Source organism: Exiguobacterium sp. s34, assembly GCF_018617435.1.
GTDB lineage: Bacteria > Bacillota > Bacilli > Exiguobacteriales > Exiguobacteriaceae > Exiguobacterium > Exiguobacterium aestuarii.
The window spans coordinates 651,422-671,596 of record NZ_JACSKE010000001.1 but is presented as its reverse complement, the minus strand read 5'-3'; the positions used below and the strand labels follow the sequence as shown (position 1 = coordinate 671,596).

At 47.8% G+C, this 20,175-nt stretch carries 28 protein-coding genes and 1 riboswitch; of the genes, 21 read left to right on the top strand and 7 right to left on the bottom strand.

Annotated elements, in window-relative coordinates; translation table 11 throughout:
- Positions 1 to 21: 21 nt before the first annotated feature.
- Both KNO87_RS03355 and KNO87_RS03350 read left to right on the top strand, forming a co-directional pair.
- The gene (locus KNO87_RS03355) at positions 22 to 1,026 is read left to right on the top strand and encodes a S66 family peptidase (protein ID WP_214792432.1); all 1,005 of its coding nucleotides are present in this window, start codon (positions 22 to 24) and stop codon (positions 1,024 to 1,026) included.
- Complete coding sequence (locus KNO87_RS03350) at positions 1,023 to 1,613, top strand: NUDIX hydrolase (protein ID WP_214792435.1); 591 nt, start codon at positions 1,023 to 1,025, stop codon at positions 1,611 to 1,613. The genes KNO87_RS03355 and KNO87_RS03350 overlap by 4 nt, the downstream gene beginning before the upstream one ends.
- Here the strand turns inward: KNO87_RS03350 and KNO87_RS03345 are convergent.
- Positions 1,602 to 2,066 carry a GNAT family N-acetyltransferase gene (locus KNO87_RS03345; RefSeq protein WP_214785888.1) on the bottom strand — a complete coding sequence of 155 codons (465 nt, stop codon included), beginning with the start codon at positions 2,064 to 2,066 and terminating at the stop codon, positions 1,602 to 1,604. The genes KNO87_RS03350 and KNO87_RS03345 overlap by 12 nt on opposite strands.
- A gap of 50 nt (positions 2,067 to 2,116) precedes the next feature.
- Here KNO87_RS03345 and KNO87_RS03340 point away from each other — a divergent pair, with 50 nt between their 5' ends.
- From KNO87_RS03340 to KNO87_RS03330, 3 genes are all read left to right on the top strand, one after another.
- Complete coding sequence (locus KNO87_RS03340) at positions 2,117 to 2,905, top strand: GNAT family N-acetyltransferase (protein ID WP_214792438.1); 789 nt, start codon at positions 2,117 to 2,119, stop codon at positions 2,903 to 2,905.
- Complete coding sequence (locus KNO87_RS03335; RefSeq protein ID WP_214792441.1) at positions 2,902 to 3,090, top strand: hypothetical protein; 189 nt, start codon at positions 2,902 to 2,904, stop codon at positions 3,088 to 3,090. Before KNO87_RS03340 ends, KNO87_RS03335 begins: the two co-directional genes overlap by 4 nt.
- 163 nt (positions 3,091 to 3,253) lie before the next feature.
- Positions 3,254 to 4,237, top strand: a complete 984-nt coding sequence (locus tag KNO87_RS03330; protein WP_214792444.1) for a M23 family metallopeptidase — start codon at positions 3,254 to 3,256, stop codon at positions 4,235 to 4,237.
- A 182-nt stretch (positions 4,238 to 4,419) separates the two neighbouring features.
- Here the strand turns inward: KNO87_RS03330 and KNO87_RS03325 are convergent, their stop codons facing one another.
- Positions 4,420 to 4,965 (bottom strand): TraR/DksA C4-type zinc finger protein, encoded by a 546-nt coding sequence (locus KNO87_RS03325; RefSeq protein ID WP_214792447.1) that lies wholly within the window; start codon positions 4,963 to 4,965, stop codon positions 4,420 to 4,422.
- Positions 4,966 to 5,115: 150 nt separating this feature from the next.
- On the opposite strand from KNO87_RS03325, the gene KNO87_RS03320 reads away from it, so the two are divergent.
- The 4 genes from KNO87_RS03320 to KNO87_RS03305 are packed head-to-tail and all read left to right on the top strand — an operon-like array spanning position 5,116 to position 6,775.
- Positions 5,116 to 5,652 carry a GrpB family protein gene (locus tag KNO87_RS03320; RefSeq protein ID WP_214785899.1) on the top strand — a complete coding sequence of 179 codons (537 nt, stop codon included), beginning with the start codon at positions 5,116 to 5,118 and terminating at the stop codon, positions 5,650 to 5,652.
- A 46-nt stretch (positions 5,653 to 5,698) separates the two neighbouring features.
- Positions 5,699 to 5,998, top strand: coding sequence for a hypothetical protein (locus tag KNO87_RS03315; RefSeq protein WP_214792451.1), 300 nt, complete (start codon positions 5,699 to 5,701; stop codon positions 5,996 to 5,998).
- Positions 5,998 to 6,471, top strand: a complete 474-nt coding sequence (locus tag KNO87_RS03310; RefSeq protein ID WP_214792455.1) for a GNAT family N-acetyltransferase — start codon at positions 5,998 to 6,000, stop codon at positions 6,469 to 6,471. Before KNO87_RS03315 ends, KNO87_RS03310 begins: the two co-directional genes overlap by 1 nt.
- Positions 6,472 to 6,475: 4 nt before the next feature.
- On the top strand, positions 6,476 to 6,775 hold the full coding sequence (locus KNO87_RS03305) for a hypothetical protein (RefSeq protein WP_214792459.1): 300 nt from the start codon (positions 6,476 to 6,478) through the stop codon (positions 6,773 to 6,775).
- Positions 6,776 to 6,810: 35 nt separating this feature from the next.
- Here KNO87_RS03305 and KNO87_RS03300 read toward each other — a convergent pair whose 3' ends face one another.
- The 3 genes from KNO87_RS03300 to KNO87_RS03290 all read right to left on the bottom strand — a co-directional run bounded on the left by KNO87_RS03300 (position 6,811) and on the right by KNO87_RS03290 (position 10,224).
- The gene (locus KNO87_RS03300) at positions 6,811 to 7,668 is read right to left on the bottom strand and encodes a pirin family protein (RefSeq protein WP_214792463.1); all 858 of its coding nucleotides are present in this window, start codon (positions 7,666 to 7,668) and stop codon (positions 6,811 to 6,813) included.
- A gap of 107 nt (positions 7,669 to 7,775) precedes the next feature.
- Complete coding sequence (locus KNO87_RS03295; RefSeq protein WP_214792466.1) at positions 7,776 to 9,041, bottom strand: hypothetical protein; 1,266 nt, start codon at positions 9,039 to 9,041, stop codon at positions 7,776 to 7,778.
- 286 nt (positions 9,042 to 9,327) lie between these two features.
- Positions 9,328 to 10,224, bottom strand: coding sequence for an aldo/keto reductase (locus KNO87_RS03290; RefSeq protein ID WP_214792469.1), 897 nt, complete (start codon positions 10,222 to 10,224; stop codon positions 9,328 to 9,330).
- Positions 10,225 to 10,372: 148 nt separating this feature from the next.
- On the opposite strand from KNO87_RS03290, the gene KNO87_RS03285 reads away from it, so the two are divergent.
- From KNO87_RS03285 to KNO87_RS03270, 4 genes are all read left to right on the top strand, one after another.
- Positions 10,373 to 10,984: a protein kinase family protein gene (locus KNO87_RS03285; protein WP_214792473.1), complete on the top strand. Its 612-nt coding sequence runs from the start codon at positions 10,373 to 10,375 to the stop codon at positions 10,982 to 10,984.
- 81 nt (positions 10,985 to 11,065) lie between these two features.
- The gene (locus KNO87_RS03280; protein WP_214785912.1) at positions 11,066 to 11,395 is read left to right on the top strand and encodes a four-helix bundle copper-binding protein; all 330 of its coding nucleotides are present in this window, start codon (positions 11,066 to 11,068) and stop codon (positions 11,393 to 11,395) included.
- A gap of 92 nt (positions 11,396 to 11,487) precedes the next feature.
- The gene (locus KNO87_RS03275) at positions 11,488 to 12,000 is read left to right on the top strand and encodes a GNAT family N-acetyltransferase (protein ID WP_214792476.1); all 513 of its coding nucleotides are present in this window, start codon (positions 11,488 to 11,490) and stop codon (positions 11,998 to 12,000) included.
- 66 nt (positions 12,001 to 12,066) lie between these two features.
- A complete protein-coding gene (locus KNO87_RS03270) occupies positions 12,067 to 12,405 on the top strand; it encodes a zinc ribbon domain-containing protein YjdM (RefSeq protein ID WP_214792479.1) in 339 nt (112 codons plus the stop codon).
- 39 nt (positions 12,406 to 12,444) lie between these two features.
- Here KNO87_RS03270 and KNO87_RS03265 read toward each other — a convergent pair whose 3' ends face one another.
- Positions 12,445 to 13,902: an aldehyde dehydrogenase family protein gene (locus KNO87_RS03265; protein ID WP_214792483.1), complete on the bottom strand. Its 1,458-nt coding sequence runs from the start codon at positions 13,900 to 13,902 to the stop codon at positions 12,445 to 12,447.
- Positions 13,903 to 14,163: 261 nt separating this feature from the next.
- Here KNO87_RS03265 and KNO87_RS03260 point away from each other — a divergent pair, with 261 nt between their 5' ends.
- Complete coding sequence (locus tag KNO87_RS03260; RefSeq protein ID WP_214785920.1) at positions 14,164 to 14,841, top strand: YjjG family noncanonical pyrimidine nucleotidase; 678 nt, start codon at positions 14,164 to 14,166, stop codon at positions 14,839 to 14,841.
- 2 nt (positions 14,842 to 14,843) lie between these two features.
- Here KNO87_RS03260 and KNO87_RS03255 read toward each other — a convergent pair whose 3' ends face one another.
- Positions 14,844 to 15,293 carry an NUDIX hydrolase gene (locus KNO87_RS03255; protein WP_214792486.1) on the bottom strand — a complete coding sequence of 150 codons (450 nt, stop codon included), beginning with the start codon at positions 15,291 to 15,293 and terminating at the stop codon, positions 14,844 to 14,846.
- Between the two features lie 55 nt (positions 15,294 to 15,348).
- Between KNO87_RS03255 and KNO87_RS03250 the strand changes: the two genes are divergently transcribed.
- The 7 genes from KNO87_RS03250 (at position 15,349) to thiE (ending at position 20,175) form a co-directional block, all read left to right on the top strand.
- A complete protein-coding gene (locus KNO87_RS03250; RefSeq protein ID WP_214792489.1) occupies positions 15,349 to 15,951 on the top strand; it encodes a pentapeptide repeat-containing protein in 603 nt (200 codons plus the stop codon).
- Positions 15,948 to 16,775: an aminoglycoside 6-adenylyltransferase gene (locus KNO87_RS03245; protein WP_214792492.1), complete on the top strand. Its 828-nt coding sequence runs from the start codon at positions 15,948 to 15,950 to the stop codon at positions 16,773 to 16,775. Before KNO87_RS03250 ends, KNO87_RS03245 begins: the two co-directional genes overlap by 4 nt.
- A gap of 50 nt (positions 16,776 to 16,825) precedes the next feature.
- On the top strand, positions 16,826 to 16,978 hold the full coding sequence (locus KNO87_RS03240; RefSeq protein ID WP_012727577.1) for a hypothetical protein: 153 nt from the start codon (positions 16,826 to 16,828) through the stop codon (positions 16,976 to 16,978).
- Positions 16,979 to 17,073: 95 nt separating this feature from the next.
- Positions 17,074 to 17,178: riboswitch (TPP riboswitch) on the top strand.
- 88 nt (positions 17,179 to 17,266) lie between these two features.
- The gene (tenA, locus tag KNO87_RS03235; RefSeq protein WP_012727575.1) at positions 17,267 to 17,941 is read left to right on the top strand and encodes a thiaminase II; all 675 of its coding nucleotides are present in this window, start codon (positions 17,267 to 17,269) and stop codon (positions 17,939 to 17,941) included.
- A complete protein-coding gene (gene thiM, locus KNO87_RS03230) occupies positions 17,938 to 18,729 on the top strand; it encodes a hydroxyethylthiazole kinase (RefSeq protein WP_214792495.1) in 792 nt (263 codons plus the stop codon). The genes tenA and thiM overlap by 4 nt, the downstream gene beginning before the upstream one ends.
- Positions 18,726 to 19,565 carry a bifunctional hydroxymethylpyrimidine kinase/phosphomethylpyrimidine kinase gene (thiD, locus tag KNO87_RS03225; RefSeq protein WP_214785930.1) on the top strand — a complete coding sequence of 280 codons (840 nt, stop codon included), beginning with the start codon at positions 18,726 to 18,728 and terminating at the stop codon, positions 19,563 to 19,565. The genes thiM and thiD overlap by 4 nt, the downstream gene beginning before the upstream one ends.
- Positions 19,534 to 20,175, top strand: coding sequence for a thiamine phosphate synthase (thiE, locus tag KNO87_RS03220; protein ID WP_214785932.1), 642 nt, complete (start codon positions 19,534 to 19,536; stop codon positions 20,173 to 20,175). Before thiD ends, thiE begins: the two co-directional genes overlap by 32 nt.

Genomic DNA, 20,175 nt, shown 5'->3' with positions numbered 1-20,175 from the left:
ACAGGAAATGGAGTGGAGATGATGATTGCACCGCCACAATTAAGGCACGGAGATACGATTGGGATTATTACGCCTTCTTTTCCGGCACCCGTTCAGTTTAAGGAGCGCTATCAACGTGGAGTCGAGCAACTCAAGCGCATGGGGTTCAAGGTGAAAGAAGGCATCTGTACATATGAATCAGAAGGATATCGCTCATCGTCCATTCGGAATCGCGCGGACGAACTGAACGCATTTTTACATGATTCGGAAGTGAAAGCAATCATTAGTACGATTGGTGGAACGAATTCCAATTCGTTGCTCCCGTATATCGATTACGAGCAATTGCAGAATCATCCTAAAATCATCATGGGCTATAGTGATGTCACAGCGATTTTGATGGCGTGCTACGCAAAAACGGGAGTCGTCACCTTTTACGGGCCTGCCATAGTCCCATCATTCGGTGAATATGACGGCATGTTCGACAAAGGAGCGCAATATATGCGAGATATACTCAGCCTCGAACGGACGGCCCCTTTCGATTTAGACGTGCCGGAAGAATGGACCGAAGAGATGCTCGATTGGTCGACGCAACAACGCGTCAAGACGTTCCAACCGAATGAAGGATGGATCTCGTTAAAGGATGGTAAGGCACAAGGGACGTTGATTGGTGGGAATTTGAACACGATGTCAGGCTTTTTCAAATCGGACTATTATCCTGATTTGAAGGGGGCGATTCTTTTCTTAGAGGACTCGTTCAAAACGATGGCTGAGGAAGAACGTTCGCTCAGCATGTTGAAGTTAGCTGGTGTGTTTGATGAGATTTCGGGATTAGTCATCGGAAAGCACGAACACTTCCAAAATCAATCTGCCCCGTTCTCGTTCAACAATTTGTTACTTGAAGTCATCGGGGATACGGACATTCCGATTTTGACGAATGTCGACATTGGTCATACGTTCCCGTCACATGTCTTCCCGATTGGGATTCAGGTCGAGTTGGATGCGACGAATGGAACGATTCGATTTTTAGAAGATGGAGTATCGACATGAAGGAATACCTCACGATTTTTGACGCGAATCATCAAAAAATAGGTGAGAAAGAGCGGCGGCGGGTTCATTTAGACGGGGATTGGCATGAGACGTTCCACTGCTGGTTCTGGAAAGACCGATTTGTCTATCTACAGCGAAGAAGCACGGAGAAACAAGATTTTCCCGGGAAATATGACATTACCGCGGCGGGACATCTCGCAACAGACGAGACGGTCGTAGATGGCGTTCGTGAAATCGAAGAAGAACTCGGACTGTCGTTGACGTTCGAACAGCTCACCTCTCTTGGAATCTTTGAAGACGTGATTGAACTGAACGGATTCCTCGATCGCGAGTATGCACATACGTATAGCTACGCTTATCAAGACGAGCCGCTCCATTTTGATGACCAAGAAGTGATGGATGTCGTCGCTGTTCAACGAAGTGAACTGAGATCGCTCACGGAAGGACGATTGCGTACGATTGAAGGGAGCTCCCTCATGACGAATCATCATGTTCAAATTACGCAAGCCGATTTAGTGCCGCATCATCTGACGTACTGGCAACACGTGTTTGAGAGTTTGGCACGAATCGATACCTTAAATCGATAAGGAAAGAATCCGCTGCTCGCCAATCGGTCCACCGATTCGACGTCCGGTATCGACCCATCCGTTTGTCGCATACAGTGTAAAAGCAGCGTCGTTTTTCAGGTTGACGGACAAAACGACTTCCCGAATATGGGGGAATTGTTGACGCACGAACTTCGGAAGTTCTTGGAGTGCCGCTTTTGCATAGCCGTTGCCTTGATCTTCGTAATTGATGGCGAAAGCTGAGAAGAGCAGCGCATGTGATTCGGTCGTGTAGGAAGCGACGCGTTCATTGTCATGTAGTAAAAACATCCCGACCGGTTTCGACTCGACGACGACAATCGGATAAACACCTTTTGGGAGCGGGTCGTCCATGTCTTTTGGAAGGGTCGTGTATTTTTCTTGGTCTGTCGGCAAAGTGAACGTATCGAGAATCGGTCGATGCGCATCGTTTCGATATTCGAGCGTGATGTTCATGAAAAGTCTCCTTCGGGTGTTATTCATTTTTTTTAGAAAAGGGGAATTATATGGCTACACAACTTACATATCGTCAAAATCCACCGCTACACGATTTATATCGCGCGTTTATGACGGGATTTTCTGATTATATCATTCCATTCCAATTCGATGAGCAGACGTTTGAAGACGTCTTTCTCGTGCGAGATCAAAATCAGCCGTCCCGTTCGATTGTCGCCTATGACGGGGAAGAGCCGGTTGGCGTTGTATTGAGTGGGATTGCATACCTTGATTCAGAATGGGTGACGCGTTGTGGTGGACTTGCTGTCGCGCCGCACGTCCGAAAATTAGGAGTTGCGACCGAATTGATGCAACGATTTGATGAGGACGCAAAAGGTACTCGTTTGCTCGAAGTGATTCAAGGGAACAATGCGGCGTTGTCTCTCTATCAGCGACTCGGATACAAGACGACCCGTGAAATTTATTACTTTCAAGCGCCATCACTTGAAACGAATGCCCACATGACTTCTGAACCGATTCAAACGCTGTTCGACCAACTATATCCGACAGCTCAGCATGTTCCGATTTGGCAACGAGACGTACGCGTCACCCAACAGGAGGCGGAACTTGTGAAAGTGACAGAAGATCAACAAGAAGGGTTTTTGTTATACCGCGATCATGTATTGCTCGATGTTTTTGGTCACGCTGAAGATGCAGAATGGTTATTGCGCGCGGCTGCGAGTCGATCTCCGCTTCACCTCACATTGACGTCGGACCGTCCTGAATGGATTGACGCAGCACGCCGATTAGGATTTGTACAAGATGACATTTCTCAATTTGAGATGGTGAAAGACAAGTGATAAAGCGATTGTTACTCGTTTGTATCATCGGATTGATGTTAGGGAATACTGCGACCATCATCGCGCTGACGACGAATCTTGCGCCCGGAACGGTGAATCTAATGCTGGCAGGTGGACTTGGGCTGACCATCCTGTCAGTCATCGGAATCGTCCTTATCGGATATTATACGAAGAAACGCAAGTGAAATCCTTGTGAAGTGACGCTTGAAAATATCACATCATGCTGTCATAAATGACATGAAAATGAAAAACTTCATATATTGAAATGTTTAACCCCCAGTGGTATATTCGCACATGTAGCTTTTTTGAAGTTTATGAATGTATCAATTTGGAGGGTTTTATATATATATGTGGAAACAACTGATCATGACAGCAGGTGTCGGCGTGCTCTTATTCCAAGGACAAACCGCATCCGCTAACGAAATGACCCCGCAAGATCTCGTTCAAACAGAGAAATCTGTGCAACAAACCACGAAACAAGTGAAAGAAACGAAACAAGCCATTCAAAAAATCCAGTCAAAATTGGATGAAGTCAATCGCAACGCAGAAGTATTGCGTGACAAGATTGAAGGTACTTCTAAAGAATTAGAAGCAGTCGAAGCGGAACTCGTTCCGACAGAGCAGTCACTCTTTGCGAAAGTCGTGTCTTCTGTTCTACCGAGTGCAAAAGCAGAGGCCGCTGAAGCCGAGGAAGCACATCAGGCACTCGTTGAAAAGAAAGAACAAGCGAATGAGACGTTGAAACAACTAAAAGAAGAGCAACAAAAGATTGAAGCGACCCGTCAAGACGTGAAGACGTCATATGACGAACAGTCGAAACAATATAAGAAGCAAACAAATCAGTTAAGTGATTTGAAGAAGCAATATGAAGCGATGGCTCCTGATCGATTCTTGATGCCTGCAGAAGGACGCCTCTCACAAGGGTTCGGTTCGGCTAGCGGACAGTTCGGATACACATTCCACAACGGTCTGGACATCGCTGCTAAAACAGGCACACCGATTTACGCCGCGGAAGCTGGAAAAGTCACAAAAGTCAGCTCAAGCGGGCCTTATGGGAACCATGTTCAAATCGAGCACAACGTGGATGGTCAAAAATGGACGACGGTCTATGCCCATATGCACAAGGTTGATGTGAAAAAGGGACAGACGGTACGCCAAGGTGAAACGATTGGTCAAATCGGAAACACGGGTAACTCGTCGGGTCCACACTTACACTTTGAAATTCATAAAGGGGACTATCGTTTCTCGGCCAGTTCAGCCGGAAATGCCGTCAATCCGATGAAAGTGGCAGAACGCCTCGATGGTGCTTCTCCAGTGAAAGCAACGTTTTAAGCAGACAGATGCCCTGAGCCTCTCAAACGAGGTCAGGGCATTTTTTTATCAAAATTAGGCGAGAATGTTCCCACTTCTATACGTTAAGGACAGGGCTTGCGTGAAAATGGGAGATGAATCGCCCGTTATAGAGGATAACTCAGGAATCCTCCACCTCTGAGCGGAGCGTAAGTGGGGGTAGTTCAATGTTCGCGTGTCGGGTCGTGGTTGCCTTCACTATCGGCAATCGTATCCGAACTGCCGTAATCTTCAACTTGTGAAAAGGCGTCTGTTTTTTGACCGGGTTCATCCGTTCCGTCTAGTTCCTTACGACGGGAAGTCTCATTCGGGTTCAAGACGTCTTCTTCGACCGGGCGATCGAGTTCATGCTCGTGCTCTTCTTCTTCCTGTGCGCGAGCGTGTTCGATGCATAGCGTGGCTTCCGGGATGATTTCAAGTCGGTCGAGTTCAATGTCTTTCCCGCACACTTCACATTTGCCATACGTCCCGTTCTGGATGGCGAGTAACGCCTTATCGACATCGCTTAAGAACTCTTCATCGAGCTCATTGAGCGCTTGGTCACGTTCCCGTAAAAAGAGTTCCTCCCCTGAGTCGGCCGGGTGATTATCGTAATGAGAGAGTTCGCCTTCATCGTACGTCTCTTCTCGGCTATCCATATAACCTTCTGTTTTGGCTTTCTCTTTCAATAGACGTTTCTTAAACGTTTCGATTTGTTCTGCAGTCAACATATTGATTCACTCTCCAGTTCTCAAGTCATTAATATAAGGTTTCCCATTTTGTTTACGGACAAACCTTTTGACGTGGAATCCATCATGTCGAAAGAGGAAAAGGGTATGATAAACATAAAGCGTATGGATTTCAGTAAGGAGGGACGAATCATGAGGAAAGTCGAAGTGGTTGCATACAACCCGGAATGGCAACGTCGATTTGAAGACGAGGCCGGAAAATTGAGTCGATTATTTGAAGGAGAGCTCATCGCGATTCATCACATCGGGAGCACGTCTGTCGAGGGACTCGCGGCGAAACCGATCATCGACATGATGCCAGTCGTACGAAACATCGAGCGAGTCGATGCGTACACGGAACGAATGGAAGCACTCGGTTATCGAGGGCTTGGTGAATACGGGATTCCGAAGCGTCGTTATTTCCGGAAAGGGGAGGAAGAGCGGACGGTTCACGTGCATGTATTCGAAGAAGGAAACCCAGACATCGTGAGGCACCTCGCTTTCCGAGATTACTTACGCACCTATCCTGACGTTCGTGACGCGTATGGCGAATTGAAGCTGCAACTCGCAGCGCAGCACCCGGAAGATATGGAAGGGTACATTCAAGGAAAACATGATTGGATCATCGAGACGGAACGACTGGCGACGAAGTGGTATAAAGAAAGTCATGGAGATGTGAAACCTTTTTAGGGGAACCGTCGTAGAATACATCAAAACCTTGAAGGGGGAATCTCATATGAAACGGTTTCTTGGAAAATGCGTGGAATACTCCTTGGCTGCACTCGTTTTTGTCGGATTATTCTTTGTTCTTCGGATGATTGCCGGAGATACGGATAAAGGGTATATGTTGACGCTATTTGGTTCGTTCTTTCTTGTATTACCGATTTCGCTTCTGATGGGTTACTTTTTGGCTCGTCCGCTTCAACGTCGCCTAGAAGGGAAAGGGACTTCCTCTTCGAAAGAGCATACTTTGCAAGGGACTGAAAAACCACACGGTGTGCTCGAAGATCGGAACCACACAGGATTTAACGGATAATGGACGGCGTGTTTATCTCGACGACAGATGCCCGACTCATCGCTCGATTGAATCGTTCCATTCATGAGCATCACGTACGCATGAATGCAAATTACTTTGCGGAGTATGAGGAAGAGAAGATGTATGAGGCCTTTTTGACGCTGATGGGGAGACCGGGTCATCATTTCGTAGTGATGGAAATAGGAACAACCCCAATCGGCTACATATGGTTCGAGGAGAAGGTGAGCGAAGCGACTGCCTTCCGTCAAGCCGTTCGGACGGTGTACGTGCACCACATCAGTATCGACACGATGTATCAGCGGAAAGGATACGGGCGACGTGTGATGGAGTGGATGGAGCAATGGGCGCTTGACCACCAGTTCAAGTCGATCGAGTTGGATTATTGGATGATCAACAGTGAAGCCGGCTCTTTTTACGAAGATCTCGGATTCGCTCCGAAACGTCAGATTGTCATCAAAACATTGGGGGAATGAGCAAATGGAATGGTTCACAATCGGATTAGGAATTCTCGGGGTACTTTCATTAGGTTGGTTCTTTTATAGTTATTGGCTCGGATATAAAGGGGGAAATATCGTCATGACCCTCGATGAGCACTATACCAAGTTAGAAGAATATGTGCCTGCCATTTTGACGAAGTTATATGAAGATGGAAAGGCCGCTCATTACCTTGGGGACCGCAAGTTCGAAGTGGAAGGAAAGCGTTACGTTCTCGTGGAGCGTACTGTACCAATCGGTCATGTTCCGACACAGCAGACGGTGTTACAACCGGAAAAATAAACAAAGGGAGCTCTCGAAAGAGAAGCTCCCTTTGTTTATTTGACGGCTGGGGGGCCGAAGTCACCGCTATGATAGTCGCGGAAGGCTTGGCGAATCTCCTCTTCCGTATTCATGACGAAAGGACCGTGCGCAATATACTCTTCTCGAATCGGTTTTCCCGAATAGATGAGGACGCGTGTGCGGCTTGTCGCTTTGAGGTGAAGGGTACTCATCGCATCAGACGTCTCGTCGAACGTCAATGTCGCGACGTCTGTTTTGCTGAGTGGCGTAATGGAAGATCCAACTTCAATCGAACCAGCGAGTACATACAAGAAGCTGTTATGGTTCGCAGGTAGGACATGTTCGTATTCGCCGCCTTCCTTCAACAATATCTCTGTCATCGTGATTGGAACGAGACTTTCCATCGGCCCTTTCACACCGGCGATTTCACCAGAGTAGACGCGAAGCTGTCCACCATCAATCGCTACGACCGGTGCATCTTCGATATATACATTTTGATAAGAAGTCTTCGTCGTCTTTAGATACTTCGGTAAATTCAACCACAATTGAAGCGTATGGATGAGGTCATCGTCGACCGCCTCTTCCGCATGACGGGCGGCCCACCCGGCATTCATATATTGAACATCCCCGGCGTCTAAAATCGAATGCCCTCCATGGTTGTCAATGTGTTCGAGGCGACCGTCGATGACATATGTGATCGTCTGGAACCCACGATGAGGATGATCCGAAAATGTCCCTCGTTTGAACCAGTCTTCTGCCATTAAAATAAAGGGATCGAATGCCTCTTTTTGTTCAGGGGGTAATACCCAACCTTGTTGGACGTGCGGATATCCGTTTTGGCGATAATTGACGCGCCAATGTTTGTCGACATCTCTTATAAATGAATCGGTCATAGCATGTCACTCCTTTCCCTTCTTATCTTCCCAAAAAAAGTTTCGGATATGGTCTAATTTGCCTCATGGATATGCAAAAAAGACAGATGCGCTCGGCATCTGTCGATTCAACTGTTTCCTTCAAATAGGTTATGCCACTTGATGGCGTCCTCACGTAACAGTTTAAAGTGGGCCCCGGTCTTCGAATTCGTGACGTAAACATCATTCCCGTCATAACTCACGTCAAACGTTTGGGCACATACACCTTGAAACAGTGTCAAATAAGGGACAGGTGCAGGTGTTCCTGCACGAGATGTCGCATTCGCCTGTTCAATTGCATGGAAGAGAAATTCTACTTCTTCTGTTCCGACGTGCTGTAAAAACGAAGCGTCTTTCGACTCTGTACCGAGAAGTGCTAACTCATGAAACAGGGCATGGCGTTCACTGCTCAATGTTGCATGGATTTGTTTCGTCAATTCTTCTCCATGCAACAAATCCGGTTGATGGTAGGTGAGGGAAACGAGCTGACGATTCGCTGTTCCATCTTTCATATAAGTAAAACTATAAAGCGGATAGCGTTGTCCGGGTACAAGGACAGATGGCAATTGTGAGGCTGCTTTCGCTCCAAACATTTGTGACATGTGCGCTTGTTTCGGACGAAGGACCGTTTGATAATCATTTTGATCCGGGCTTGTGTAAATCGCATATTGCGACGTATCGTCTGATTTCTCTGTCCCGAGTCCGATTGAAAGATAAGGATGACGCGATGCATCAATCGGAATCATTAGACGTTCTTCTCCTTCTGACGAGTTCAAGGTCAATTCAAACTGTCCGTTGAATGGCATGGTGATATGGAAAAGGGTATGTTCGATGCCTTTTCGTTCTGGATAGGGCTCATTGCCTATCGGCTTTTTCATCTCTTCCGCAAAGTGTTCATATTCATGTGGTTCGGCAAAGCGAATCTTGGCGGTGTCTGGATACGTGTCTGCTGCATATTGTACGTCGCTCAAACTCTCGGGCAAGCTAGTGGTTTTTGTGACATACGTAATCGAGTCTAGCTGACATTGTACATATGACTCGTTATGGATTGTAAATAAAGTGGCCGTCGGAAATGTGGATGACGTAGCGACATCTGTCAATGGTTGTGTCAGTGTGACCGTCCCGAGCCAGCGTCTCTCGCCATTCGGAATTGTCGAAATCGCATTGTCAGGTTGACACAGTTCGATCATCAACGCACGGTCGGATTCTGGCATTTCGATTTGTTGTCCGTTCGGTAACAAGGCACGTCCTTGATAAAATTCTGGGGCGGGCTGGAGTCGGAGTGCGCGTTCTTCCTCGCATCCGAATAAGAATAATAGGATGACGAGGGTACTGAAAATCAGGTACTTTTTCACATCGGTACTCTCCTTCGATGAATCACTTTCACCATTCTAGCACCATTTTTTTGTGACTTTAGTCTTAGGAAAATTAATGTGTTATTTTAAAAAAAAATTAAAAAACCCGTCCAACTTGAACTGGACGGGTAATGAAACCATTTATGCTTTATTTTTACTTTTTAACTTTTTTGGCGTGTCGATTTTTGACGAAAAAGTATTGATATAAAGCGATTTTGAAAACAAGTAAATTTTCTTATACATAATCAAATTAGAATCGAGTGGAATTTATTTGATGAAGTTCCCTTCAATCAACATCTCGACCACGTGCAGCCTTCAAAATTTCGAACCATTCTTCACGTGTGAGATCGATTTGAAGTGCATCGACACCTGTTTGAACGCGCTCGATTTTTCCTGATCCGATGATCGGCATGATGTTCGCAGGATGTTTGATGAGCCATGCGTAGACGATCGAATCAATCCCACTTGCGTTGTGACGTGCACGAATCTCCTCAAGCTTTTCACGGAGCGGTGCATATTGGTCATCTTTAAAGAGTTGGCCTCCGGCTAATGGGCTCCAAGCCATAAGTGGCATCCGTTTTTCGTGACAAAGGTCAACCGCACCGTCTTCGAAATGCTTCAATTGCATTGGAGAGAGCTCAAGCTGATTCGTGACGAGTTGGAATGGGAGACGTGATTGTAGCAAGTTCTGTGTAGATGGGACGTGGTTGGAAACGCCAAATTCGCGTACTTTACCGCTATCACGTAACGTAATGAACGCTTCAGCCACATCATCTGGGTTCATAAGCGGGTCTGGACGGTGAATCAATAATGTATCGATGTGATCAATCGCGAGTTCTTTCAACGAACGCTCCGCTTGCGCGATGATATGTTCTTTCGTCGTGTCATAATAGTTGAGCGTTTGACCCGGATTGAACGATCCTGTCAGTTTGATGCCCGTTTTTGTGACAATCTCCATTTGGTTACGGAGTTCAGGTTTTAGTTTTAACGCTTCCCCAAATAATCCTTCACATGTATAACCACCATAAATATCGGCATGGTCGAACGTCGTGATCCCGAGCTCGAGACATTGTTCGATGAATGTGAGACGTTCCTGCGGGGTCATGTCCCAATCAGCGAGGCGCCACATTCCATGGACGACGCGTGAGAATGATAATTCTTCTGCCAAAGCGATACGTTGCATAATAACTCCTCCTTGGTTGTCAGTCGCTCTTCATTATACGTCTTCAAAGAGTGGACGTCACTTGTCACCCTCTCGAGCAATTTTGGCGTCAAATGAGCTTGTATGCGCTATGATGATAAAGAAGAGAAACAGGAAAGAGGCGTGACAGATGGGTAATTATACACAATATGCGGACGTCACCTTCGAACGGGTGGGCGACTCGTTTCAAGTAACGGCAATGCATCCAGACCTTCATTTGCACGGAATCGGACGAAGTGCGGCCGTGTTTCGTTTAAAAGAAAAGGATCGTGTCATCAAAGTGTTCTTTCCAGGTTATGAACAAATCGCAATCGAAGAGGCAGTCATCTATGAAAAGTTAAAGGGCCTTCCTTATTTTCCGACTTGTTACGAAGCGGGCGACTCGTATCTTGTCATGGATTACATCGAAGGGAAGACGCTTTTTGAGTGTCTAACGGAAGGCGTTTGGATTGACCCGTCTTATATCGAGGTAGTAGATGAGGCGCTTCGCCAAGCACGTTTATTAGGCTTGACCCCATCGGACGTCCACTTACGAAACATTATTTTGACCCCGAACGGACAGATTTTTTTGATTGACTTGGCGCGCTTTCGACAAGGACAACACATTGACCATCAGTGGGAAGACTTGAAGCGAATGTATCGACTTTATCGCTGTCGTTTTATGCCGAAACAATATGATGAGACATTACTTAATCGAATCGCTTATTTGTATCGTAAGTTCGTGAACGACCCGGATTCTTGATCTGGGTCGTTTTTCTTTTATCGATTAGGGAACAAGAGTAACGTGTCCAAAACTGAAGGAGAAGAGAAAGGAGAATCACAGATGGCTCATCGAATTTATGCGAATGAACTCGAAACACTCCATGAGTGTGTGGAGACATGTAATTATTGCTTGGAATCCTGTTTAGAGGAAAAAGACGTACAGATGATGGTCGATTGTATCCGACTCGACCGGGAGTGTGCCGCTGCCTGTGCGTTTCTCGCCGAAGCGATGACACGTGACTCTGCGTTTGTTCCAGAACTCGCTCGCGCTTGCGCGGTCATTTGTAAAGCCTGTGCGCAAGAATGTGAGAAACATAAACACGCGCATTGTCAGGAATGTGCGCGTGTCTGTACAGAATGTGCTTCGATGTGTGACCGTTTGGCCGCATGAAACGAGTGACTGGTCGATTGGACCGGTCACTTTTTTCGTGTCTTTTAAAGAGGGGATTCGTATAATGAAAAAAACGAGAAGTAGGTGTTGGTATGATTCGCAACTGTCGACGAGATGATCTTCAAATGATTTTACATATTTATAATGACGCCATCGTGAATAGTACGGCCGTCTATCATTACGACCCGGTGACGCTCGAGAATCGAGTGACCTGGTATGAAGAGAAGAAAGCCCAGGATTGTCCGATTATCGTATGGGTCGAGGATGATGTCGTGATGGGGTTCGCGACGTTCGGACCGTTCCGTCCGTGGCCGGCGTATCATTACACGGTCGAGCATTCCGTCTATGTACATCCTGGATATCGCGGGAAAGGAATCGGCAACAAACTATTGAAGGAAATCATTCGTATCGCAGAAGCGAGAGGGATGAAGACCGTGATTGGTGGAATTGACGCATCGAACGTGACGAGTATTCGTGCCCATGAAAAAGTCGGGTTTGTTCATTCAGGTACGATCCGAAATGCTGGCTACAAGTTCGGGAAATGGTTGGACTTATCGTTTTATCAACTCGATTTAGAAGGTCCTGCGTCACCAAAAGAGGGATGAATAGGATAGAAAATCTGCCTCCCCATACGATATACTGAAACGAGTGAATCGAATGGAGGAAATCGTATGAGTGAGTACCCGAATTGCCCGAAATGCCAATCATCTTATGTGTATGAGGATGGTCCGCTTCTTGTCTGCCCGGAATGTGCCTATGAATGGTCACCGAGCGAGATGGCAGAAGCAGAAGCAGCATCCCAAATCAAAGATGCGAACGGAAATCCGCTACAGGACGGGGACACGGTCACCGTGATTAAGGACTTAAAAGTAAAAGGCACTTCGCTTGTCGTCAAACAAGGGACGAAAGTGAAAGGGATTCGACTTGTGGAAGGCGATCATGACATCGATTGTAAAATCGAAGGTCTTGGTGCGATGAAATTGAAGTCGGAATTTGTGAAGAAAATCTAAAAAAAGTGTTTCGGCGAATTGCCGAAACACTTTTTTGTATTATGAGAAGAACGGTTTATACTCGCGACGTTCATGCATGATGGACACCCATTGAAGCGTCGTGAACTCTTCGAGCACCCATTCGCCGTTGAATCGTCCGAGACCAGAGTTCTTCTCGCCCCCGAACGGCATATGCGGTTCATCGTTGACCGACTGGTCGTTGACGTGAATCATGCCGGTTTCGACTTTTCGTGCGAAATTGGTCGCACGGTAAACCGAACCGTGGACGGCACCGCTCAATCCATACGGCAATTCATTCGAGAGACGAATAGCTTCTTCGTCATCTTTGAACGAAAGGATGACCGCAACCGGACCGAAGATTTCATTTTTCGCGAGTGGCATGTCATTCGTGACGCCACTGAGGACGGTCGGTTCGAGGACGTTGCCGTCTGCTGTTCCGCCGGTATGGACGGTCGCACCCGCATCGACGGTTTTTTCGATCTGTTCTAAGATACGATCGATTTGGTCGTGATCGATAAGCGGACCGACTTGCGTGTCTTTTTCGTTCGGATCGCCTGCTTTCAACTGTTTAACGCGCTCGACGTAACGTTCCACGAATTCATCATGAATCGATTCGGCGACGAGGATTCGGTTCGTCGACATACAAATTTGTCCCTGATGGAAGAACTTGCTGTAGACTGCTGATTCGACGGCACGATCGAGATCGGCATCGTCGAGCACGACGAACACGTTATTTCCGCCGAGTTCAAGAGCGGTTTTCTTCAAGAGACGTCCCGCCTTCTCTGCGATTCCTTGTCCGACTTCGGTCGAGCCCGTGAACGAGATGAGACGTGGAATCGGATGTTCGACGATCGCATCGCCGATTTCAGACCCTCGTCCGACGACGACATTGAGTACGCCTTTTGGAAGTCCTGCTTCTTCGAAGAGGGATGCGAACAGGAGACCACCTGTGACCGGTGTCGCTGTGGCCGGTTTGACGACGACCGAATTTCCGGTCGCAAGAGCCGTCACGATTGAACGTACGGCCAAATGGAGCGGGAAGTTCCATGGGCTGATAATGCCGATGACTCCGAGTGGCTTGCGATATACGCGGTTCTCTTTATTCGGAACAATCGAAGGTTTGATGAGTCCGTCCATACGGAATGGGAACGTCGAGGCTTCTTTAATGATGGCTATCGATGCGGCGAACTCACTTTCTGCCTTGATGCGTGTGCTCCCAGACTCTTTCACGAGCCAATCGACGATGAAGTCTTTGTTGTCCATCGTCAGCTGGGCAAACTTCTCAATCAATTCCCGTCGTGCTTGCGGAAGCATATCGGCCCAATCCGTCTGAGACGCTTTGGCTGCTTCATACGCGCGATTCAAGTCATCTTCGTCTGCCGATTGAATCGAGAACAGTGTCTCGTTTGAGAACGGATTGACGTTGTCGATCGATTTTTCACTTGATCCGCTTACCCATTCACCATTGATGTACATTTTCGTAAAATCTGTATGCATATTTGAACACTCCTTTATTTTTCTTCACCATAAGAAGTATTCACTTGTTTTAGAAAAATAAACATCTCAATGGGTCGAACGATCAGAGTTGAAGCATGACGTTCGAGATAGTGGAGGAAAGCATAGGTCTGTTGGTCAAAGTAGAAACGCTGAGGTCAATACAATCAGTAGAGCTCACGTGTGATTTATTCGTCATCACTCTTTTTGAAGTTCCTGAATACTTCCTGTACAGTTAGACGTAGAGAGGGGTTAGAAAGAAATATGAAACGTTATGAAGCGATTTTATTTGATATTGACGATACGTTGTTAGATTTTAAGCAAAGTGAACACGTCGCCTTGGAGCAATTGCTCGCATCCTATAACGTCCGGATGACAGAAGAGGTAAAGGCGCGATATGTCGACATTAATAGCGGTTTATGGCGTGCTTTTGAACGCGGCGAAGTGGACCGGGAAGAAGTGCTGGTCGGTCGTCACACGAAACTGTTCGATTCACTCGGTCTCACCGTCGACGGTCCACATGTCGAACAACAGTATCGGGACTATTTACATGCGGGCGTGCACATGATTGACGGTGCGTTAGAGATTGTCCAAACGCTGAGCGTTGATTATCCACTCTATATCGTCACGAACGGCGTGACGGAGACGCAATTCAAACGGTTAGAGTCATCTGGACTATTGCCGTACTTCCAAGACGTGTTCGTATCGGATGCGACGGGCTCGCAAAAACCGATGAAGCCGTTCTTTGACTACGTCTTCGACCGAATTCCAAACGTGACGCCAGAGAAGGGCTTGATTATCGGTGACTCGGTCACGGCAGATATCGCCGGCGGACGGATGTATGGTCTAGATACATGTTGGTTCAACCCGAACGAAGTGGCCGCGACGATGGAGTCAACGTATGAGATTCGACATTTACATGAGTTGAAATCGCTTCTCTAAATTCAAGCCGGATTGAGTGAATGGGCTGGCAAACGGTTCGGTAGTTGAGCGAGTACTTCCGGATAAAGCGTGACGTCTTGTAGACGGTCGAGCTTTTGCCAACGATAAATCAGGTGATCTCCTTCAGGTCCGTAAAAGTCTCCGTCTTGGAGCGGGAGGTCACCGTCTACATAAAAGTACAGTCCAATCTCATGAAACGGTTGATCGTTGTACGTAAACAAGTTCTCGTGCACAAAGGCGAATGAAGTATCGGTCACCTGCATGTTCAGCTCTTCATGAAGCTCGCGTGCGAGTGCGGTTGCAGCTTCTTCACCGAGCGTCACGCGACCACCGGGTAATGCCCAAAAGTCATCCCGGATGTTTCGGTGAATCAATACGTGTCCGTCTTTCACAAAAATACCGGCAACGCGATAATTGAAGACTCCTTGTTCAGTCGGAAATACGAGGTCCATCTGTATCACTTCCAATCTTTGTAATCTGTTCTAGTATACCTGAAGGAGGGATATGATGTTTCAATCACATACACAATATCGAGATGAAGATTTCCGTGACGTGACACTCCGCGACGAAGTGTTGTCACATGTCACGTTCGAGAACTGTCGCTTTACGTACGTCGATGCGACTGAGCTACAAACGGAGCGCTGTCAGTTCATCAACTGTGATTTCACGGACTCGAAATGGAATGCGTCCCGTCATGTCGGGAGCTCGTTTCTGAACTGTCAATTCCATGGTGCCAACTTGTTCACGAGCGAATTTGAACAATGTAAAATGACCGGATCGTCTTTTGAAGAAAGTCAGTTTGAAGGTGTTCGTGTCACGGAAGGGGACTGGTCGTTCGTCAACCTACGCCACGTGTCGCTCAAGAAAATGGACTGGTCCCACGTTCGATTGGTCGAGGCCGATCTGTATGGATCTGACTTGACCGAGACAGTCTGGCAACAGACGGACTTGACTCGGGCGACGCTTCAACACGCGGTGTGTCGTGGTGCCGACTTTAGAGGCGCGCTCGTCGACGGGGTTGATTTTTCGAACGTAACATTGCAACAAACAAAACTAGACGCGATGCAGGCAATTCAAGTCGCGCGCTCATTGGGGGCGATTGTAGAATGAAACCAGAACAAATCATCGAGCAGTTGATTGCGTTCGCAAAAGAACGTGAACACATCCGGACGGTCGTGTTGAACGGCTCACTCGTCAATCCGAATATCCAGCCAGACGCATATCAGGATGTCGACCTTGCTTTTTATGTGGAAGATGTCCAAGCGGTTGTGGCCGATTCCTCATGGATGGACACGTTTGGGGATATTTTGATTATGCAGATGCCTGAAACGATTGACCCGAAACGACATGTGACATTCTTGGTGCAATATGTGGACGGACATCGGATCGATTTGACGATTCGGAGTGTGGATCAAGTAGAAGCCATGCTCGAAACGGACTCGCTCAGTCAAATCGTATTCGACCGAGATCATCATCCGGACGTTACGCCTTCGGACACCACATATCGCGTAACACGTCCATCTGCTGACGAGTATGCGGCTTGCTGGAATGAGTTTTGGTGGGTGTCGCTCTATGTCGTTAAAGGCATCAAACGGCATCAGGTGCTATATGCGCTCGATCACCTCGATATCATGCGGAATATGCTCCGTCAGATGATGGAATGGAATATCGGTTATGCGACGGAGTTCTCCGTAAATCTCGGGAAGTCAGGTGATGGGATGCGCGACCACTTGCCGGAAGAGTTGTGGGAGATGCTTACGGCAACATATGCTTCCGCTGAGCTGAGTGCGATTGAAGATACGCATGACCGCTTGCAATCGCTCTTCTTCTTTTGCGCGCAACGCGTCGCCGAACAAGGCGACTTCGTGTTCCGAGAAGAAGAAGCGAGACGTGTCCGTGCCGCATGTGCAACACTTCGACATTCGAACGATTAATGAGGCCGAGAGCCGGGAAACGCTCCTTATAGAGAAAGGAGCGTTTTTTCATGAACCCATATACGACATTTATTGCCCTTTTAGTCGGAAGTCTTGTCCTTTTTGTCGGTATTCGTTTAAAGAAATGGCCGATTATTTTGGTGGCGATGTTGCCTCTTGGTCTCGTCGCATTTAATATGTTCTTACTGATCACAGGACGCTAGAAACAGCTTAAATTGTTGACCGCCCAAACAGGAAAAGGTTTTCAATTGGTAAAAAGATTGATAGAATGTGGTCGAAGACGACTGAATTTCATAATGTTTGCCACTAGGGGAGTCGCGCCACGCGGCTGAGATGGACATGGTCCAGACCCTTCGAACCTGATCTAGTTCAAGCTAGCGTAGGGAAGTGGGCGAGACGAATCATATGGCTTCACCTAGATATGACTGTTCGAGACGCCGCTTCCGTTATGGGAGGCGGCGTCTTTTTATCTGTTATAAGGGGGAGTTACTATGAAATTTACAGATCACTTACGTCAGGAGGCAGATGGATTGTTTGAAGCAAGCTTCCATCATCCGTTCGTCCGTTCACTCGGGGAAGGGACGCTCGACGAGAAGAAGTTCAGACATTACGTCATGCAAGACTCTTACTATTTGAATCAGTTTTCGAAAGTACAGGCGAAAGGAGCGACGCTCGCACCAACGATGGAACTATCGAGCCGCTTTTTGACGCATGCGTTGCACACGATTGAGGCGGAACTCTCACTTCATCGTGAGTTCTTTACGATGCTCAACGTGACAGACGTGGAACTTGCGACATTCGAGCCGGCACCGACCGCTTATGCGTATGCCCTTCACATGCAACAGGCAGGACCGACACTCGGTGATGTATTGGCGTCAATCCTTCCATGTTACTGGGTTTATTACGAGATTGGTGAACGCTTGAAAGATAAGCGACCCGATCATCCGATTTATTCGGCTTGGATTGCGACGTACGGTTCGGAATGGTTCCGTGAGCTGGTAGAAGAACAGATTGATCGATTGGATGAATTAGCCGGACAAGCGACAGAAGAAGAGCGGCTTCGTTATACGAAACTCTTCTTGAAGAGTTGTTACTACGAAGTCGCCTTCTGGGAAATGGCATGGACACTAGAGTCATGGACGTTGTCACAGGAGGTCAACCAATGAGACATGAGATTTGGAGTGAGATTCGAAAGCAGGCGCCGTTAATTCACAACATCACAAACACGGTCGTCGCCAATTTTTCGGCGAATGGACTGCTCGCCATCGGTGCCTCCCCGGTGATGGCAGACGCGATTGAGGAAGTGGCAGAGATGACATTCGTGAGCGATGCGCTCGTACTCAACATCGGGACACTCGGTACGATGACCGAAGCGACGATGATTCGTGCAGGGCAAGCTGCAAATGAAGCGGGATGTCCGGTCGTGCTCGACCCGGTCGGTGTCGGGGCAACGTCATTTCGTCGAGATGTCGTCGAGCGTATCCTTCGTCACGTCCGCGTGTCGGTCATTCGTGGGAATGCAGGAGAAATTGCCACATTGGTCGGCGTCGATTGGGCAGCACGTGGTGTCGATGCGGGGGACGGGGCGTGTGAACCACGCCAATTGGCGCTCGAAGCGGCGAAACGCTATGGATGTGTCGTGGCGGTGACCGGAAAAGAAGATCTGGTCAGTGATGGAAGTGTCGTCATAGAAGTCCATGGCGGAACAAAACGAATGACCGAGACGACCGGTACAGGCTGTCTACTCAGTGCGGTCGTCGGAGCATGTCTAGCGGTCGAGAAGAACGCCCTAAAGGCGACGGTGACAGCCGTGTCGGGATATGCCTATTGCGGGGAGTTGGCGAGTGAACGGGCAGAAGGACCAGGAGATTTTCCGATTCACTTCTTAAATGCCCTTCATCAATTGACGCAACATACAATCCCGACGAATCGAATCGAGGTGTCGACATCATGAGACCGCAAGTATTGACGATTGCTGGATCTGACTCAGGGGGAGGCGCCGGGATTCAAGCTGATTTAAAAACGTTTCAAGAGCTCGGTGCGTTCGGGACGAGTGTGCTGACTGCGATCACGGCTCAAAACACACTTGGTGTTCATGGGATTGAAGCGATTTCCACGGAAATGATCATTGGGCAAATCGATGCGGTAACTGACGATTTTAACATTACGGCATGTAAGACGGGAATGTTGGTAGATGCGGAGCGAATTGAAGCGGTGGCAAAAGCGCTTGAACGCCATCGGTTCGAGCATGTCGTCGTCGATCCTGTCATGGTGGCTAAAGGGGGCGCTTCTTTGTTGCAGGAGAATGCAATCGAAGCACTTCGTACGAAACTGTTGCCACATGCGACGGTCGTGACCCCGAATATTCCTGAGGCAGAAGTATTGGCCGGAATTAAGATTCGGACGGAGTCCGACCGAATGAAAGCCGCTCATTCGATTCGTGGACTCGGTGTCGATGTCGTCATCATCAAAGGTGGGCATACGGAAGGTGTGGAGGCAGTCGATTTGATTGTGACTGAATCTGAAGCATTTCAAGTGAGCGCACCTCGCATAAAGACGAAAGATACACATGGAACGGGATGTACGTTCTCTGCAGCCTTGACGGCCGAATTGGCATATGGAAAGACGCTACGCCAAGCCGTCGTAGATGCGAAGCAGTTTATTCATCAGGCGATTACACATGGATTATCGATTGGACAGGGGCATGGACCGACGAATCATTGGGGACATCGTTTAGCGAAAGAAGAGGTGATTACCGTTGACGTTCTGTACGAAACAAGCGCTCGCTAAGCAACTTCGTCTTTATTTTGTGTGCGGGACAATCGATGCTTTTGATTTGGTGTCGACCGTCGAAACGGCACTTCGATGTGGTGTGACATGTTTTCAATTTCGCGAAAAAGGTAAAGATGCATTGTATGGAGATGAAAAAGAAGCAATGGCTAGGACGCTCCAACAGGTATGTCGCCAAGCGGAAGTGCCGTTTATCATCAATGATGATGTAGAGTTGGCACTTACGATTGATGCAGATGGAGTACATGTCGGACAAGACGATTTACCAGCCGAATGGGTTCGTGAACAATTAGGACCTGATAAATGGTTAGGAGTGTCTGTCCATACGATGGAAGAAGTGCGTGCAGCTCTTCCGTTCGCAGATTATGTCGGAATCGGTCCGATTCATGAGACGAAAAGCAAATTGGATGCGGGACATGTGCGTGGGACGGAACTGATTCGACAGGTCCGTCTGCAATATCCACAGCTTCCGATTGTGGGGATCGGAGGTATTCGTCCAGAGCATGTTCCTTCAATCATTCATGACGGGGCAGACGGCGTTGCCGTCATCTCTGCCATTGCTTCTGCACCGGATGTAGCAACGGCTACCCGGCGTTTCGCTTGTCTCTGA

Bases quoted from the DNA above. Each gene is read 5' to 3' on its own strand.
- KNO87_RS03280 (WP_214785912.1), top strand. From the start codon at position 11,066: ATGGCTCATCGAATTTATGCGAATGAACTCGAAACACTCCATGAGTGT.
- KNO87_RS03305 (WP_214792459.1), top strand. From the start codon at position 6,476: ATGGAATGGTTCACAATCGGATTAGGAATTCTCGGGGTACTTTCATTA.
- KNO87_RS03345 (WP_214785888.1), bottom strand. From the start codon at position 2,066: ATGAACATCACGCTCGAATATCGAAACGATGCGCATCGACCGATTCTC.
- tenA (WP_012727575.1), top strand. From the start codon at position 17,267: ATGAAATTTACAGATCACTTACGTCAGGAGGCAGATGGATTGTTTGAA.
- KNO87_RS03250 (WP_214792489.1), top strand. From the start codon at position 15,349: ATGTTTCAATCACATACACAATATCGAGATGAAGATTTCCGTGACGTG.
- KNO87_RS03325 (WP_214792447.1), bottom strand. From the start codon at position 4,965: ATGTTGACTGCAGAACAAATCGAAACGTTTAAGAAACGTCTATTGAAA.
- KNO87_RS03300 (WP_214792463.1), bottom strand. From the start codon at position 7,668: ATGACCGATTCATTTATAAGAGATGTCGACAAACATTGGCGCGTCAAT.
- KNO87_RS03310 (WP_214792455.1), top strand. From the start codon at position 5,998: ATGGACGGCGTGTTTATCTCGACGACAGATGCCCGACTCATCGCTCGA.
- KNO87_RS03255 (WP_214792486.1), bottom strand. From the start codon at position 15,293: ATGGACCTCGTATTTCCGACTGAACAAGGAGTCTTCAATTATCGCGTT.
- KNO87_RS03320 (WP_214785899.1), top strand. From the start codon at position 5,116: ATGAGGAAAGTCGAAGTGGTTGCATACAACCCGGAATGGCAACGTCGA.
- thiM (WP_214792495.1), top strand. From the start codon at position 17,938: ATGAGACATGAGATTTGGAGTGAGATTCGAAAGCAGGCGCCGTTAATT.
- KNO87_RS03240 (WP_012727577.1), top strand. From the start codon at position 16,826: ATGAACCCATATACGACATTTATTGCCCTTTTAGTCGGAAGTCTTGTC.
- KNO87_RS03260 (WP_214785920.1), top strand. From the start codon at position 14,164: ATGAAACGTTATGAAGCGATTTTATTTGATATTGACGATACGTTGTTA.
- KNO87_RS03275 (WP_214792476.1), top strand. From the start codon at position 11,488: ATGATTCGCAACTGTCGACGAGATGATCTTCAAATGATTTTACATATT.
- KNO87_RS03330 (WP_214792444.1), top strand. From the start codon at position 3,254: ATGTGGAAACAACTGATCATGACAGCAGGTGTCGGCGTGCTCTTATTC.
- KNO87_RS03245 (WP_214792492.1), top strand. From the start codon at position 15,948: ATGAAACCAGAACAAATCATCGAGCAGTTGATTGCGTTCGCAAAAGAA.
- KNO87_RS03350 (WP_214792435.1), top strand. From the start codon at position 1,023: ATGAAGGAATACCTCACGATTTTTGACGCGAATCATCAAAAAATAGGT.
- KNO87_RS03265 (WP_214792483.1), bottom strand. From the start codon at position 13,902: ATGCATACAGATTTTACGAAAATGTACATCAATGGTGAATGGGTAAGC.
- KNO87_RS03285 (WP_214792473.1), top strand. From the start codon at position 10,373: ATGGGTAATTATACACAATATGCGGACGTCACCTTCGAACGGGTGGGC.
- thiD (WP_214785930.1), top strand. From the start codon at position 18,726: ATGAGACCGCAAGTATTGACGATTGCTGGATCTGACTCAGGGGGAGGC.
- KNO87_RS03270 (WP_214792479.1), top strand. From the start codon at position 12,067: ATGAGTGAGTACCCGAATTGCCCGAAATGCCAATCATCTTATGTGTAT.
- KNO87_RS03340 (WP_214792438.1), top strand. From the start codon at position 2,117: ATGGCTACACAACTTACATATCGTCAAAATCCACCGCTACACGATTTA.
- KNO87_RS03290 (WP_214792469.1), bottom strand. From the start codon at position 10,224: ATGCAACGTATCGCTTTGGCAGAAGAATTATCATTCTCACGCGTCGTC.
- KNO87_RS03315 (WP_214792451.1), top strand. From the start codon at position 5,699: ATGAAACGGTTTCTTGGAAAATGCGTGGAATACTCCTTGGCTGCACTC.
- KNO87_RS03355 (WP_214792432.1), top strand. From the start codon at position 22: ATGATTGCACCGCCACAATTAAGGCACGGAGATACGATTGGGATTATT.